At 59.4% G+C, this 15,976-nt stretch carries 13 protein-coding genes; 8 read left to right on the top strand and 5 right to left on the bottom strand.

The window, feature by feature from the left end:
- Positions 1-434: 434 nt before the first annotated feature.
- The gene (locus RRF56_RS25430) at positions 435-659 is read left to right on the top strand and encodes a DUF4160 domain-containing protein (RefSeq protein ID WP_275334078.1); all 225 of its coding nucleotides are present in this window, start codon (positions 435-437) and stop codon (positions 657-659) included.
- A gap of 6 nt (positions 660-665) precedes the next feature.
- A complete protein-coding gene (locus RRF56_RS25425) occupies positions 666-1,043 on the top strand; it encodes a hypothetical protein (protein WP_317035950.1) in 378 nt (125 codons plus the stop codon).
- A gap of 166 nt (positions 1,044-1,209) precedes the next feature.
- Here the strand turns inward: RRF56_RS25425 and RRF56_RS25420 are convergent, their stop codons facing one another.
- The 3 genes from RRF56_RS25420 to RRF56_RS25410 all read right to left on the bottom strand — a co-directional run bounded on the left by RRF56_RS25420 (position 1,210) and on the right by RRF56_RS25410 (position 5,201).
- Entirely contained in the window at positions 1,210-1,821 is a 612-nt protein-coding gene (locus RRF56_RS25420; protein WP_410510519.1) for a Uma2 family endonuclease, read from the bottom strand.
- Positions 1,822-1,878: 57 nt separating this feature from the next.
- Positions 1,879-3,528 (bottom strand): iron ABC transporter permease, encoded by a 1,650-nt coding sequence (locus RRF56_RS25415; protein ID WP_317035948.1) that lies wholly within the window; start codon positions 3,526-3,528, stop codon positions 1,879-1,881.
- Positions 3,529-3,695: 167 nt separating this feature from the next.
- Positions 3,696-5,201: an iron uptake porin gene (locus RRF56_RS25410; RefSeq protein ID WP_317035947.1), complete on the bottom strand. Its 1,506-nt coding sequence runs from the start codon at positions 5,199-5,201 to the stop codon at positions 3,696-3,698.
- A 930-nt stretch (positions 5,202-6,131) separates the two neighbouring features.
- Between RRF56_RS25410 and RRF56_RS25405 the strand changes: the two genes are divergently transcribed.
- The 6 genes from RRF56_RS25405 to RRF56_RS25380 all read left to right on the top strand — a co-directional run bounded on the left by RRF56_RS25405 (position 6,132) and on the right by RRF56_RS25380 (position 13,646).
- Positions 6,132-7,256 (top strand): YdcF family protein, encoded by a 1,125-nt coding sequence (locus tag RRF56_RS25405; RefSeq protein WP_317035946.1) that lies wholly within the window; start codon positions 6,132-6,134, stop codon positions 7,254-7,256.
- A gap of 85 nt (positions 7,257-7,341) precedes the next feature.
- On the top strand, positions 7,342-9,090 hold the full coding sequence (locus tag RRF56_RS25400; protein WP_317035945.1) for an ABC transporter ATP-binding protein: 1,749 nt from the start codon (positions 7,342-7,344) through the stop codon (positions 9,088-9,090).
- 124 nt (positions 9,091-9,214) lie between these two features.
- Positions 9,215-9,880 carry an HAD family hydrolase gene (locus RRF56_RS25395; protein WP_410510697.1) on the top strand — a complete coding sequence of 222 codons (666 nt, stop codon included), beginning with the start codon at positions 9,215-9,217 and terminating at the stop codon, positions 9,878-9,880.
- Between the two features lie 88 nt (positions 9,881-9,968).
- A complete protein-coding gene (locus RRF56_RS25390; protein WP_317035943.1) occupies positions 9,969-10,928 on the top strand; it encodes a class I SAM-dependent methyltransferase in 960 nt (319 codons plus the stop codon).
- Between the two features lie 184 nt (positions 10,929-11,112).
- Positions 11,113-11,562 carry an SRPBCC family protein gene (locus RRF56_RS25385; protein ID WP_317035942.1) on the top strand — a complete coding sequence of 150 codons (450 nt, stop codon included), beginning with the start codon at positions 11,113-11,115 and terminating at the stop codon, positions 11,560-11,562.
- Positions 11,563-11,567: 5 nt separating this feature from the next.
- Entirely contained in the window at positions 11,568-13,646 is a 2,079-nt protein-coding gene (locus RRF56_RS25380; protein WP_317035941.1) for a DNA methyltransferase, read from the top strand.
- Here the strand turns inward: RRF56_RS25380 and coaE are convergent.
- Together coaE and cobA are read right to left on the bottom strand one after the other, a co-directional pair.
- On the bottom strand, positions 13,605-14,198 hold the full coding sequence (coaE, locus tag RRF56_RS25375; protein ID WP_317035940.1) for a dephospho-CoA kinase: 594 nt from the start codon (positions 14,196-14,198) through the stop codon (positions 13,605-13,607). The genes RRF56_RS25380 and coaE overlap by 42 nt on opposite strands.
- Complete coding sequence (gene cobA, locus RRF56_RS25370; RefSeq protein ID WP_317035939.1) at positions 14,174-15,856, bottom strand: uroporphyrinogen-III C-methyltransferase; 1,683 nt, start codon at positions 15,854-15,856, stop codon at positions 14,174-14,176. The genes coaE and cobA overlap by 25 nt, the downstream gene beginning before the upstream one ends.
- Positions 15,857-15,976 lie beyond the last annotated feature (120 nt).

Below are 15,976 nucleotides of genomic sequence, written 5' to 3'. Positions count from 1 at the left end.
CTCGACGGTTTGCGTCTTTCTTCCGAGGGAACCTCGCCCGCCGCTGAGAAGATTTTGGGCAATCGGGCAGCAGGTGATGGTGCAAGGGTTGAGGGCAACCCTCCCAGGCATTGGACGCAGGTTTGCGCTTTTAGGAAGTTTCTGGGAAAGAAGATACTTGCATAACCCCGATTTCTAAAAGGCCAAACTGTAGGAGCGCATCGCATGCGCCCAGAGGTACCAGGGGTAACCAAGCAGGATTGGGTATAAGGCAGGTGTGAGCGGATGATTTCATGGCAGGTCTCAACAATTGAGATGCCAGACCCATTTCAGATTTTTGGCCCAGCTTCGCACCTTTTGGGCTTAGGGTAGCTAAACCTGTTGAATCAGACCCTTCCACCAAATCAATGCCACCCGTTTCCCATCCCTTCGATCGAGGCCTTCTGGTCGTCCTAATGAACTATAACGATCACGCTCCTCCCCATGTCCACATTAAGTATCAAAATGATTACAGGAGCTATCGTATTGAAATCAGCACACGACAATGGATGACTCCAGGCAAGCCGCTACCACCGAAACTAAAGCGACTGATTGAGGCCTGGGTAGAAGCCCATGAAGCCGCATTGCTAGAGCAGTGGCAAAACGCCATGAATAATCAACCCGTTGAAATTGTGGGGTAAATCGTCATGAAATGGGAAGCTTGGCAAGCGTTAGCTAAAGACGAAGCCTATTGGCAAAACTCAAACGAAAGAGGCCTCCTCAAAGCTGAATATCTCAATGGTTATTGGCTCAGGCTTTGGTTTGAGGAAGACCTGGACATCAGCATCTACGACCTCGACTTCTACCTCCTGTTAGTTGAAGAAAACCCAGGTCAAGCGCTGCTGCCCCTGAGAGACCAAGAGCGCTTTCAGTTTGTCAAAGGTGACTATGCCCTGATTTGGCCCAATCCCGAAACAGGTGCCTACGATGAAGCCGTCATCGATTTGGCCCCTGAATGTGTTCGTTTTTTCTGCGAACAGTATGGCCAACTAGTCAAAGCTCCTCAAGCACCCGTAGCGGCCTAAACACCCATTCGCTAGATAGCAGAATCAAGCCAGATCACCCAGAGACCTCATGACTCAGGCCGCCCTCACCACCGTCAGCTTTGAGCAATACCTGCACTACAGCGATCGCACCGACAGCCACCACGAACTCGTACGAGGGTACCTCCTTATAAATAGCCTCTTACCATTACCAAACTTTTGCCATCCTCAGCCCAAACCCCGGCATTTCAGGTTCGCAATTGACCACCTCAGGATTATCTAAAATCTCGGGTGCTTGCTCGGGCCGGTAGAGATGAACTTGACGATGCTTGCGATCGATTAACACCCCCAACCGCACCCCATTGGCCACATATTCAGCCAGTTTGTCTTGCAAACTCGCCAACGTATCACTACTCGACCGTAGCTCTATCACAAAGTCGGGCGCGATCGGTGCAAACGATGCCTGCTGCTCAGGTTCCAGCCTGTTCCAGCGATCAGACAAAATCCAGGCGGCATCAGGGGAGCGCATGGCACCATTCGGTAGCGTAAAGCCTGAGCTAGAGTCAAAGACTTCCCCAGTGCCATCGGCTTCTGCCCAGACATAAAGCTGTCCAAAAACCCTACCGTTGCGGTTTCCAGTATCAGCAAAGGCTGGCGGCATCACCACAATTTCTCCATCTGCGTTCCGCTCAATCCGCAAGTCAGGATTCGTTTGGCAAAAATCATAAAACTGATCATCACTCATCTGTGGCATGGCCAGGAGTGATGAAAGATTGATTGGTAATGGTGTTTTAACGGATTTAACCAGCAGGCTAGACATGGTTACCCTGGCTCCATCCACGGATATGTCTAATATCTTAGCGAACTGGCCTGTAGATTAAGCTTTACCCTCGTTAGCGATCTGCTTGCTCAGCCAGAGCACCGGCAGCAGCCCCACCAGAATGATCGCCAAGGCCGGGGCCGAGGCCTCGATCAGCCGCTCATCGGCGGCGTACTGGTAAACCCGCACCGCCAGAGTGTCGAAATTAAACGGGCGAATAATCAGCGTCGCGGGCAGTTCCTTCATCACATCGACAAACACCAGCATGGTGGCCGTGAGCAGACTGCTGCCCAGCAGCGGGCGGTGAACTTTGATCAGTGTTTGGCGCGGGCTCTGGCCCAGGCTGCGGGCGGCGTCATCCAGTGACGGCTTAATTTTGCTCAGCCCCGCCTCGGTGGCCCCAAAGCTGACGGCCAAAAACCGCACCAGGTAGGCAAACAGCAGCGCAATAATCGTGCCGCTGAGCAGCAGCCCGGTCGAAACGCCAAAGGTCTGCCGCATCCAGGCATCGATCGCATTGTCAAACCCGGCCAGCGGTATCAGCGTGCCCACCGCGATCACCGCGCCGGGCACTGCATAGCCCAGGTTAGCCCCCTGCACCGCGAGCTTCAGAAACGGGGTGCGATTCAGCCGCAGACCGTAGGCCATCACCAACGACAACACCACCGCCAGCACCGCCGCCAGCACCGCCAGCACCAGACTGTTGCGGCTCAGCACCCAAAAGCTGCGGTTCAAGGTCGCGTCGGCATTGCGCAGGGTCATGGCCAGCAGCAGCCCGATGGGCACAATTAGCCCCAGCAGCACCGGCACAAAGCAGGCCACCCAGGCCCCTACCGCCCGCAGCCCCGCCAATTCGTAGCGCGACTGCGACACCGATCGCCCCATGCCCTGGTAGTAGCGAGCCCGCCGCCGCGACTGCTGCTCTAGCAGCACCAGGGCAAAGATAAACAGCAGCAGCAGCGCCGAGAGCTGCACCGCCGCCGGGCGATCGCCCATGCCAAACCAGGTGCGGTAGATGCCTGTAGTAAAGGTCGGCACGCTGAAGTAGGCCACGGTGCCAAAGTCATTCAGGGTTTCCATCAGGGCCAGGGCGGTGCCAGCGGCGATCGCCGGTCGCGCCATAGGCAGCGCCACCGACCAAAAACTTTGCCACGGCCCCCGCCCCAAAGACCGGCTGGCCTCTAGGGTGGCGGTAGACTGCTCTAAAAACGCCACCCGCGCTAGCAAATAGACGTAGGGATAGAGCGTCAGGCTAAACAGCAAAATCGCCCCTTCGATCGAGCGAATGTTGGGGAACCAGTAGTCTGTCGCCCGCTGCCAGCCAAACAGGCCCCGTAGCGCCGTCTGCACCGGGCCAAAGTACTCCAGGGTGTCGGTGTAGACGTAGGCCAGAATGTAGGTGGGGGCCGCCAACGGCAGCAGCAGCAGCCACTCAAACCAGCGCCGCCCCCAAAATTGGCAGGTGCTCACCAGCCAGGCGGTGCTGACACCCAGGCCCAACACCCCCAGGCCCACGCCGACCATCAGCACCAGGGAGTTGCGCAGATAATCGGGCAGCACCGTCGCCGCCAAATGCTCCCAGGCTTCGCTAGAGTTGGTAAATAACCCCGTGAGAATGATTGCCACTGGCAATAACATCACCAGGGCAATCAGCCCCACCCCCACCGTCCAGCCATCTAGCCTAGGCAGCAAGGCTTTGCGGGGCATACCCAAGGCTTTCATAGATAGAAATTATTGCTACCCATTCCTTTTAACATAGAATGCAGCATCCACCCAAACCCGCCCCTGGGGGAGCGGTTCTGCCCGACAAAAAAAGCCCCACCTTGGCACGGTGGGGCTAAACGCGGAGAGAAAAAACCAAAGGCTAAGGCCGCCTAGAACCGGAAGGTCGCCCGCACAAAACCATAGAGGGCGGTGTTGTCGGTAACGGCACCGCCAGTGTTGGCGTATTTGGCGTCGCCGTAGACAAGCGCTGGGGTAATGGTCAGGTATCGGCTAAAGGGAATTTCGTAATAGCCTTCAATCAAGAACGGGTTGTCGCTGCGGCCTGCCAGCTGAGGGAGCTGGGTACCGTAAACAGCCAGTTCCGCCCCTTCCCGCAGGAAGTCATTGATGCCAGCCCCAGCACTCCAGCTAAAGTCGTTACCGCCGTTAAAGGTTTGGTAAGCTCCGTGACCAGCCACAAAGAAGCGGCCAAAGTTGAGGTTGACCAGTCCGGCAAAGGTATCTGTGGCCCCAGCCGCCGCCGCTGCCCCGGTGTTGTCGAGGGCAAAGATAGAAGAGCGATCGTTGTGTAGGTAGGTGACCCCAGCATTTAGAAAGCCTTGGCCCAGGTAGCTGAGCTGAGCGATGTAGCTCTGGTTAGCGGCGGCAAAGACCCCCACATTGGGCTGGGTGGCCCCAGGGTTGCCAGCGGTGTAGCCCGCGTCAAACACCAGGCTGTCGGTGAGGTTGATGTTGACTCCTACCCCAGCGCCGTTGCTGCTGCTACCGCCAGAGTTATAGAACTGAGGTTTGGCGGCGTCGGCAACTCCAGATCCGTGGTAAGGCACGATGGTGCTGGTCACCCAATCGTTACCCGATAGGCCGCGGGGAGACACGGTGAGATTGATACGGTTGCCCACTGGGAAGCGGTAGTAGAAATCGTCGATGGCAACGTTATAGCCACTGCCGCCAGCAGAATCGAGGCCACCAAAGGGCACTAGGGCGTTACCGTCACCCGATTGCAGACGAATCCGCAGGCGATCGCGACCGGTAAAGCTGGTGTCAAAGTTGAGCCGGGCGCGGGCCGCAACGCTGGCACTGGTCTCTTGCACCACGGGCGCATTGGCCGCGTTGACAATCACCAACGGATCAAAGGGCACCCCCAGGTGAAAATCGGCCTGACCCCGCAGTTTGGTTGTGGTCGAAAACTGCTGGGCGCGCAGGGTGGCGGTGTCGGCTTCTAGGGCATCGACGCGGCCCCGCAGGGTGGCTAGCTCAGCCTGAAACTCGTCTTGCAGGCGACGAATAGTAGCTAGATCCTCGGGGTTGAGGCCTGACTGGGCGATCAGGGTGGCGACGACATCTAGACAGGCATTGAGGCCGGCGGCAAACTCAAAGCGAGTCATGCTGCGCTGGCCGCGAAAGGTGCGATCGGGGTAGCCCTGAATGCAGCCGTAGTTCTCGACCAGGCTCTGTAGCGCCTGAAAAGCCCAATCTGAGGGCAGCACGTCGGTTAGCTCCGACACACTGGTGATTTGCGCTAGCTGCACCGCCTCGGGCGTTGTGCTAACGGGGGTCGGGCCAGACTCGGCGGCTAGGGCCGAGCCAGCGGTAGACAGTGCTGCAAAAATGACTGCTGGGACCAGACTCTGGCAGCTTAACCGTAAACTATTCATCGCGAAACACTCCTCAAAATCAATTAGCGCCCCCGCCCCTGGGGTCTAGCCAACTCCGCATCGCCTCCACTTGGCAAGGGGCAAGCAGGACGGGTGAAGGCCATTCGTCTTCACCCCATTTGTCCACCCACCCAATAACCCGCAGGGGATGATTGGACTCGCGATCCGCAGGGCAGCGGTGACGGTCTCATTAGTCTTGATCTAGTTGATGAGTATTGTCAATAAGATCGCTGAGAGCGTGGGCAGCTCTGATGAACTAAATCTGAAGAGCAGCAGTCAAAGACACGATTTATCCCTATCAACGGGCCTTGAATTGGGCTAAAAACTGATTTTTTCGAGTTGAAGCGTTTTCTGGAGAGATATCTTGTGCTTAGAGCCTTTGGCTTAAATATACTGGTTTAGCCAACCTCGCTACCAGGAGCTAAGGTCTCGCTTCAGCCACCCTACCAGGCCCGAACCGAGTGATTCATAAGCTATTCTTAATGCGAACAGAAGCTGATAGACTAAAAGCTGATGGCTGATTGCAAATCAAGTCTGCTTGGGATAGGCTGCTGGCAGCTAAAGCGCAACGACTGTAAGGCTTTGAGTCATAACTAGAGTCATAGCTAACTGCCAAGATTTTTGGCTGCTGTCAGCTCTGGGCCTCTCGGGGCTGGAGCGATCGCCCCTTGGGCTACCTAGCAGCATGAGTAGCGGCTACAGCCACAGCGTTTCCTTGCTTAGTGTCTTAGATGCGATCGCTGACCTCTCGGGTCAGCGATTTTTTTTGCCAATTGGGCCGACAACTAAACCGAGTTTTCGTTACTGAAGTATGCTTTGCAGGGAGTTCCTACGGCGTCGGGTCGGAGCCCCCATTGGCAACGTCCATGGGGCTGAGTCCGCGCTCCCTGTCTATTTCATCAGTGCCTCATTTTCCGTTGCAGACTGCCCATGGATATTCTCAATCTGCTTACCCGTCTGTTGCTGTGGCTCGGCATTGGCTACTTTCTGTGGTGGATCCTGAGAAAGTTTATTCCAGCCGTCTTTCTGACCTGGTTTGGCGGGGCCATCATTTTGGCGCTGATTGCTGCCGCGTTTTTATTCCCTGAAGACAATACGATTGGGGTATTTTGGCAGTTTTTAGCCTTTCCACTCACCCCCCTGGGCGGGGTGATCACCCTGCTGGCCCTGGCCCTGGGCAACGGCGTTCCCAAGGCGAATGGGCGAATGGTGCTGGTGGCGCTGCTGATTTTGATCTTTAGCAGCATGCCCCTGGTGGCGCGGGCCTTAGTCAACCAGTCTGAGAATGCGGTGCAGCTGGCCTACCTCAGCCAGCGGCGTCTGTGCAGCGACATTTGCCCGGCCATTGACGAAGTGCCCGTCGATCGAGCGGTGTCGATTGTGGTGGTGGGCGAAAACGCCGATGCCTACCGCCTGACCAACGCCATCAACAGCCGCATTGATACCGATAACCCCCTCGACCCGGTGCTAGTGGCCCGACTCAACAGCGCCGCCAATGTCTATAGCCGCATCAGTTTGGCGCGGCCCTACGTGACGGTCACCGCCGGGCCAAGGTTTGGCACAGCCGAAGAGCGAGAACCCCTCCGGCAGGCCATTCGCCAGCAGTTGGTCAGCCGAGGGGTGCCCTCCGAAAGCATTCGGGTGGAGGCCACCGGCACTGATATTCGAGCGACGACGGTAGATCAACGCAACTTTTTGACCGAGCAGCAACTGTACACCCCGCCTGCTCGTAGCGGCCCCTTTGACCGCAGCCGAGCCAACCGCGATGCCAACCGCGTCGTGCTGATGGCCCCCGCCTTGACCATGCGCCGCGCTGCCCTAGCCTTTGAAAATGAAGGCATTCAGGTGGTCGCAGCCCCTACCGAGTTGTATAGCACTCCGGCCCTCGAAAGCCGCGATACCCTGGCCCGTCTGGCCGACCTGGTGCCTAACGTCAACGCCCTGGTGCTGACCAGCCGCTACTGGAGCGAACTGCTCAGCTCGATCTATTACTATCTGCGAGGCTGGCTGCCTCCCTTCACCATGCAGTGGGATCAGGTCGTTGAAACGCTCTAGCGCTAGTCTGGTTGGGGTGGGCCACGGGCCACCCTGTACGCCCCCCAAATTCGTCTAGGATAAGGGGGCAATCAAGACAAATGTTATGGCGCGATCGCAGCTAAAAAAACTCGGCACCTACCTCAACCCCCACCGGCGAAACGTTGCCCTGGGGGTTGTTGCCCTTTTGATTGTCAACCTGCTCGGTGTGGGCATACCGCTGCTGATTCGCAACGGCATTGACGAGTTGCAGGTCACCTTTAGCTTCAACCGGGTGATGTACTACGCGCTGATCGTGCTGGTCTTGGCCTCAGTCATGTGGGTGATTCGCATGGTGTCGCGGATCACGCTGTTTGGGGTAGGTCGCCAGGTCGAGTTTGACCTCAAGCAGCGCATTTTTCAGCACCTGCTGCGCATGGAGCCCGCCTACTTTGGCCGCAACACTGCCGGAGAATTGATCAGCCGCGCCACCAGCGATGTCGACAACATTCGTCGGCTGCTGGGGTTTGCCATTCTCAGCTTGGCCAATACCCTGTTTGCCTACGCGCTGACGGTGCCGGTCATGCTCTCGATCAATGTGCGGCTGACGCTGATTTCGCTGATTGTCTACCCGCTGATGCTGGTACTGGTGCAGAGCTTTAGCCACCGGCTGCGCAACCAGCAGCTCAATGTGCAAGAGCGCATTTCTGACCTCAGCGACCTGATTCAAGAAGACATGAGCGGCATTGCGCTGATCAAAATCTACGCCCAGGAGGCCAACGAGCGCCGCGCCTTTAACCGCCTCAATACCAATCTGCTCGAGGCCAACCTCAGCCTGGCCCGCACCCGCAACACGCTGTTTCCGCTGCTGGGGGGGTTGGCCAGCATTAGCCTGCTGGTGATTTTGGCCGCTGGGGCCGGGGCGATCGCCGAGGGCCTGCTGACGGTGGGCGATTTTGTCGCGCTGCTGCTCTACGTTGAGCGGCTGGTGTTTCCCACGGCGCTGCTGGGCTTTACGATCACCGCCTACCAGCGGGGGGAGGTGAGCATCAATCGGGTCGAAGAAATTCTCGATGCCCAACCCATGGTCAAGACCGCTACCACCGCTGTTTCTCTGCCGCTGGAGGAGGTGAGGGGTAACCTAGAGGCCCGCCAACTCAACTACGCTTACCCCGACAGCAAGGTGCCAGCGCTAGATCAGGTGAGCTTTAAGATTATGCCGGGCGAACAGATTGCGATCGTCGGCCCGATTGGTTCGGGCAAATCGACGCTGGCCAACGCCCTGCCCCGCCTGCTCGATGTTGGCCCCGGCCAGCTGTTTCTCGATGGCTACGACATCACCGAGCTACCCCTGGCCGATCTCAGACGGGCGATCGCCTACGTGCCCCAAGACAGCTTTCTCTTCAGCACCAGCATCAACAACAACATCCGCTACGGCGAGCCGACGATGGAGTTTATGGAGGTGCAGCACGCCGCCAAACAGGCCCAAATGGATGAGGAAATTGCTAACTTTCCCCAGCACTACGACACCATTGTGGGTGAGCGGGGCATTACCCTCTCGGGTGGGCAGCGGCAGCGCACCGCCCTGGCCCGCGCCCTGGTGATTGACGCTCCCATTCTCGTGCTCGACGACGCCCTCTCCAGCGTCGACAACCGCACCGCCACCGCCATTCTCAATGCCCTCTCGGAGGGCACCCAGCAAAAAACCGTGCTGTTTATCTCCCACCAAATGTCGGCTGCCGCCACCGCCGATCGCATCTTTGTAATGGATAAAGGCCGCATTGTGCAGCAGGGCCGCCACGATGACCTGGTGCAGCAGCCTGGCCTCTACCGCAATTTGTGGGAGCAGCACCAGCTCGAATCGGCTCTGCGCTAGCGGCTTGCAGGCTCAGATAGCCCAAAGAAGCTGGGGCTTGACACCGCACACGCGCCTATCGGCAGATGCCGACTTGCAGCGTTGCTGCCAAGATGGGGAGACCTTCAGCGTGGCAGGCACCATCATGGCTCTCGACGGCATTATTTTAGACATTGACGGCACCCTGGTTTTGAGCAACGATGCCCACGCCGAGTCCTGGGTTGAGTCTTTTGCCAACCACGGCTATGAGGTAGATTTTGACCAGGTGCGACCGATGATGGGGATGGGTGGCGACCAACTGATGCCAAAGCTGATTCCCGAACTCAGTGAGGCAGAAGAACCCGGTAAGACGATTGCCAGCGATCGCAAAGACTTGGTGCTGAATGAGTATGTGCATCAGATCAAATCGGCCAAAGGCGCGCGGGCATTGGTGCAGAAAATGCTGGAAGCGGGCCTGCATGTCGTGATTGCGACCTCCGCCAGCCCTGAAGAATTAGAGGTCATGCTCAAAATCGCTGAGGTGGACGATCTGCTGCACGAAGCTACTACCTCCAGCGATGCCGACAATTCTAAACCTGCCCCCGACATTGTCGAAGCTGCCGTAAAAAAGGCGCAAATGGCCCCCGATCGCATGGTGATGATCGCCGACACCCCCTACGATATCGAAGCCGCCACCCAAGCCGGAGTAGAGGTGATCGCGGTGCGCTGCGGCGGCTTCAGCGATGAGGAATTAACTGGGGCGATCGCCATCTACGACCACCCTGCCGACTTGCTCCACCACTATGATCGCTCGCCCCTGGGGCAACGGTAGTCATCCCTGGGGCAGCAGCGGGGCGGGCCTCTACCACGGCACACCACCAATCCGTTACAGTAGGCAACGACACCGCACCTCCGCAACTATGACCACGACCAAACTCAAGCCTGACTGGGCGGGCGACGATCTGCTCTCCAAACTCGTCAACCGTGCCATTCAAACCCCGGCCCTCTATGCACTGATGAAGCGCCAGGCCCGCCAGGTGATGATCAAAACCGCCGAAAAAAACGGTGTTCCCTGGCGGCAGACCTGCATCGATTTAGATACGCCCGAGATGCGTCAGCGGCTAGAGGCGCTGACTAACCCAGCGGTGGTCTATCCCGACTATTACCAGGTGCCTTTTCACGCCTACAGCGAGGGCAATTTGTGTTGGCAGGCCGCCTTTGAGGCGGCCCCCGCTACCTACGCCATGGCCCTGCGCATTTGGCCCCAGGAAGACATGTCCTGGCAGGCCGCCCAAGACCGCCTACGACAGAGCTTTCTGGCGGTGCTCGACCAGCACGGCCCCGCCCAGGTGACTGACATTCTCGATATCGGCTGTTCGGTGGGCATTTCCACCCTCAGCGTCCACCGCCACTACGCCCAAACTACTGATCCAGAGCAGCCGGTGCGCACCGTGGGCCTAGACCTGTCACCCTACATGCTGGCCGTGGCCCAGGCCCAAGACCCCAACGGTGAGATCGCCCAGTGGGTGCATGGGGCAGCAGAGTCTACCGGCTTTGCCGATGCCTCCTTTGATGTGGTGACCATGCAGTTTGTCACCCACGAACTACCCCGTGCCGCTACCCAAGCGATTTTTGCCGAAGCCCTACGTGTGCTAAGGCCCGGCGGTGCCCTGGCGATCGTCGATAACAACCCCCAGTCGCCCGTGATTCAAGCGCTGCCGCCAGTGCTGTTTACGCTGATGAAAAGTACCGAACCCTGGAGCGACGACTACTACACCTTTGATCTGGAGGCGGCGCTGCAGGCTGCCGGATTTGAGTCACTGGTAATAGTACCGAGTGACCCTCGGCATCGGACGCTGGTGGCGCGGAAGAGGGGGTGACCGGGTGACGGGGATGGGTGGATTTTTCGGCCTCGGGCCGCGCCATCTGTGGCCTGGGAAATGCAAGTAGTATAGAGTGGGTGCTGAATAGGGGCGGTGGCGCGGCTTGAACCTATGCCCAATTGAGGCGGTCTGGGTTGCGAATTGGCCATCGGCACAGCGTTATTAACGGCAGGGGTAAAGTATGGGTGAATGGCTCGATCACAGTGTTTTAGTCGATGTCGATGTGCCGGTGGAAACCTCCTGGGATCTCTGGTCTGACCTGGAGCAAATGCCCCGCTGGATGAAGTGGATCGACTCGGTGAAAATTTCTGACGCTGACCCTGAAATTTCAGAATGGAAGCTGGCCTCGCGGGGGCTAGAGTTTACCTGGCGCTCTAAGATCACCAATCTGGTCACCCACCAAATTATTCAATGGGAAGCGATCGATGGTCTGCCCAACCGAGGCGCAATTCGCTTTTACGGCAAAGACGGCCAGTCTACCGTTAAGCTCACTGTGTCCTATTCGGTACCTGCCGTCATCAAATGGATGGATGGGCTGTTTCTGGGCCGCTTAGTCGAAGCCACCCTGCAAGATGACCTCAACCGCTTTCGCGACTACGCCACAGCGGCCAAGCAGTCACCCCCGGCCTAGGTGCTATGGGCCTGACGGCACAGACTCCTACCCCAGCCTTAGTGGCAGGCTTGCACCAGAGCTGGCAAAAGCTGATTGATGCGCTGGAGCCGTTGCCCGGTGGCCAGCGGCAGCACTATGCGATGGTGCTGCTTACCCGTCTGATTGCCGTGGTAGCGCTACAACAGCGGGGCTACCTGGGAGGCGATGAGTGGTATCTGCACAACCAGTTTGGTCAAAGCCAGCAGCGCGAGCTAGACGGTTTTTTTGCCCAGGTGCTGCAACCTCTGTGTCAGCAAGGCTTTACCCTGCCCTACGAAGAGCGCCCTCCGGCGCTAAACCAGCGATTTGGGCCGCTGCCCTTTGTACCTACAGGGCCGTTTCGGTTCACGGCCCTAGACCAGCGTTGGGGCCATGTGCCGTTACCCGATGCCGCCTTCGAACCGGCGCTTAACTGGCTGGCTGACCTGGCGGCATCGCCAGGGGGGCTAGATGCGGGCCTGGGGGTGCTGCTGGAGCAGATGGTCAATGCCCACGATGGGGTCGCGGTGGCCACGCCAGCCCCCCTGCTGGAGGCACTCTGCGATCGCACCCTCCACGCCACCTTGCTCGACCGGGCCGAGACGCTCACGGGGCATCGTCCTCGGTCTACCGATCGGCTGCTGCAAGCCCTCTCCCCCGCCGAGGCCGGAGCGCTGTTAACCGAGCTGGGGCAACTCACCCTGCTCGATCCCGCCTGTGGATCGGGGCGCTTTTTGGTGGCGGCGCTGCATCAGCTGATGGAGTTAGCCTTGCGGTTGCGGGCGATCGCCACCCGCGACGCTAGCAGCCCTATTCCGGCCTGGGCCAGGCCAGCCCCCAATGGGTCTACGCTGGGTCTTTATCAACACTTTGCCACCCATGCCCTCTACGGCCTTGACCTCTGGCCCCCGGCGGTGGAGCTAGCTCGGCTGTGGCTGTGGCTGGCGGGGGTGCAGCACATTAGTCGGTCGGTCGATCTGGCTACCCTGCCCGACCTCACCCTGACGGTGGTTCAGGGCAATGCCCTGGTGGGCCTGGTACGGGTCGATGACGAACGCTTTGACCAGGTGCCGCCCAAGCGGGGCGCTAAGGCCAAAGCCGCCGAGCCAGAGGCCTCGCTCCAGGGCAATCTGCTTCAGCCGTTGCTGGCCGACAGCTATCAATCGGTGCTGGCCGAGCGGCTGGTGCGGCTAGAGCACTACCGCAGCCAAACCCAGCTGCTAGCCGAGGTGGGCAGCGTGCCCACCTATGCCCAAGCCGACTTTTTGCGCGATCGCCTCGACGAGCTCAATGCCGTTGCCCAGAGCAAGCTCACCCACCTGCTGTGGAGTGAGGGTAGCCAGCAGCTCGGCCTGCGAGTGCCCGACCCAACCGGCGATCGCCCCACCCGACCCCTTAGCCCCGCCGATGTCGATGCCGCCCACCCCTTCCACTGGGGGTTTTACTTTCACCAGCTGCTGTGCGATCGCGGCGGTTTTGATATTGTGCTCAGCCACCTGCCACGCGGGGTGGTAGAGGCGACCCAGGCCGGGTTTGTCGAGCAATACGCCGCCCTGTTTGAGCAAAAAAACGTTGCCCCTTCCACCTTTTTGCACAACCGCCAATCGGTGCTCACCATCGACCCCGATCTCGCCCAGGCCTGGGCCGAGTATCGGGGTCAGTTTGCCTGGCTCAGTCAGTACGCCCGCCGCTGTGAGTCTTACCCTCATAGCAGCCAGGGGGCGGAGGGGGTAAGCCAGAGCCGCCTCTACTGGTCGCGCCTCATGCTTGAGCGCAGCCTTCAGTTGTTGCGGCCCGGCGGTCGCTGTGCAGTGGTGCTCGACCCCTTCTGGGCCCAAGCCAACAGCGCCCCCCTGCGCCACTGGCTGCAACGACACACCAATCTGACCACCGTGCTCGATCTGTCCAATCACCGAGGGTTGTGGCCCGATGCCCCTGCCCGCACCACCCTCTGCGCCCTGTGGCTTCACCACCAGGGGCCAACCCAGGGCAGCCCCTACACCGCCTACACCAAACCCGACTGTGCTCTAGATTCGCTGGCTCTAGAGGGGCTGCTGCAACGCCTGATCGACCTGGCGAAATAGGGTAGCAACATCGGCAGAATTCTCGATCGCCACGTCGGCCCGCTGCACCTTTTCGGCCAGAGGCATCTGGCTCTGAATGCGGGCGTTGGCCTGCTCTAGGCTCAGGCCATTGCGCGCCATCAGCCGCTGACGCTGGTGCTCTAGGGGGCAGGTAATCACCCAAATTTCGCTCACCTGGTCGGTCAGGTTGGCCTCAAACAGCAAGGGAATCACCTGCACGACGATCGCCGCCTCGGCCAGCTCAGCCATAGCCTGCCGAAAAGACTCGCGCACCACGGGGTGAATCTGCTGCTCTAGCCAGCGCCTTTCGGCGGGCTGGTTAAAGACAAGTTCCCCCAGTTCTTGGCGGTCAAGGGTGCCGTCGCCTTGCACCATCGCGCTGCCATAGCGGGCCGCGATCGCCGCCAGGGCCGGAGAACCCGGCTCTACCGCCTGGCGGGCATAGATATCGGCATCGAGCACCGGGATCTGGTGCGCCTGTGCCAGATAATTCGCCACGGTTGACTTGCCCGTGGCAATCCCCCCCGTTAGCCCAATGATCCGCTGGCCCATGACGCGATCGCCTCCGTTAGCCCATCTAGGGTGTATTCCGCTGGTTCAATGTCGACTCGGCCTACCATCTCCCGGCAGCTATCCGAGGTCTTAGGGCCAATAGAGGCGATCGCCACTCCTTTGAGCCGCTCACGCCAATCGTCGCCAAGCCCCTGTTCTAGTAACTGGGCCGTATGCACCACGGTTTTAGAACTGGCGAAGGTGATCACATCGACCTGGTGCTGTTCTAGCGCCCTCAGGGCCTCCGGCGCAGGCGCAGCTGGGCAGCCCGACTCGTAGGCCGCCACCTCTACCACCTCAGCCCCGGCGGCGGTAAACTCTTGCACCAGCACCTCACGCCCACCGCTCTCAACCCGAGGAAACAGCAGCCGCTGCCCCGCCACAGTTTCGGGGAAATGCTCAACCATAGAATCGGCCACAAAGTCAGGGGGCACAAAGTCGGGCACCAGCCCCCGCTGGCGCAGCACCGCCGCCGTCTTGCGACCCACGACAGCAATTTTGAGCCCCGCCAGCGATCGCAGATCTTGCCCCTGTTCCAGCAGGCGATCGCAGAAAAAATTCACGGCATTGGCAGAAGACAAAATCAGCCAGGAGAAGGTGGGGAGCGCTGCGATCGCCCCATCCAGCCCCGCCCAGCTCGACGGCGGACGTAGTTCTAGCGCGGGCAAATCTACCACCGTCGCCCCCTGGGCCGTGAGCAGGTCAGCGAAAGCGCTCGATTGTTCTGTGGCGCGGGTGATCAGGATGGTCTTGTTGGAGAGGGGGTGAATGGGTGGATGGGTGGATGGGTGGATGGGTGGATGGGTAGATGGGTGGATGGGCGCGTAGGGTGCATCCGCGAAGCGATGCACCGTCTGATCTGTGGTCAATAAATTCGCCGTTTGAATCCCCGAATCTAAGCCCACATTCTCCTTCTTCGCTCTTTGTTCTTCGTTCTTGCCCCCCAAATACCGCCGCAGCCGCACCACCTCGCCAAACACAATCACGCAGGGCGACAGCGCCTCTCCCCGCGTCACCTGGCAAATGGTCAGCAGCGTACCCTCCCACACCTGCTGCTGGGCATGCCCCCCCCAGCGAATAATCGCCACGGGCATATCGCCCCGGCAACCGTTGGCGCGCAGGCGCTGCACAATGTCTTCTAAATGGCGGCTGCCCATCAGCACCACCAGGGTTTGCAGGCGGGCCAGGGTATCCCAGTCGAGCCGGTCGGGGTCGTGGGCGGTGACCACCCCAAAGCCGTGGCTCCACACCGGGTCGGTGAGGGGAATGCCCGCTAGCAGGGGGGCAGCCAGGGCCGAAGAAATGCCGGGCACCACTTCCACTGGGCAGCCTGCTTCGTTGAGGGCCTGCACCTCGGCGGCGGTGCGGCCAAAGATAAACGGGTCACCGCTTTTGAGGCGCACCACCGAGCGACCCTCTAGAGAAAGCTTGACCAGCAGCTGGTTGATCTCGCTCTGGGCGGTGCTGGGCTGGCCACCGCGTTTGCCTACGTCAATGCGATCGCACTCCGACCGCAGCAGCTCCAACAACCCCTCATCCACCAACGCGTCGTACACCAAGCACTCTGCCCGCTGCAACAGGTCGCGCCCCCGCACGGTTAGGTAGTCGAGCCGCCCCGGCCCAGCCCCCACAATATAGACAGTCCCTGACTCAGTCATGATAAAAAGCTACACCGTCATGCACCTTAAATGCTGGTAGACAGCCGTTTAGATACGATTACCCCACTCAGTTTACGCACACAGTCACCTGCCAGCGTGGAATTCTTTTGATCGAATAAC

Origin of the sequence: Nodosilinea sp. E11, from assembly GCF_032813545.1 — a bacterium.
Taxonomy (GTDB): Bacteria; Cyanobacteriota; Cyanobacteriia; order Phormidesmidales; family Phormidesmidaceae; genus Nodosilinea.
This window is presented reverse-complemented; position numbering and strand designations above follow the sequence as displayed.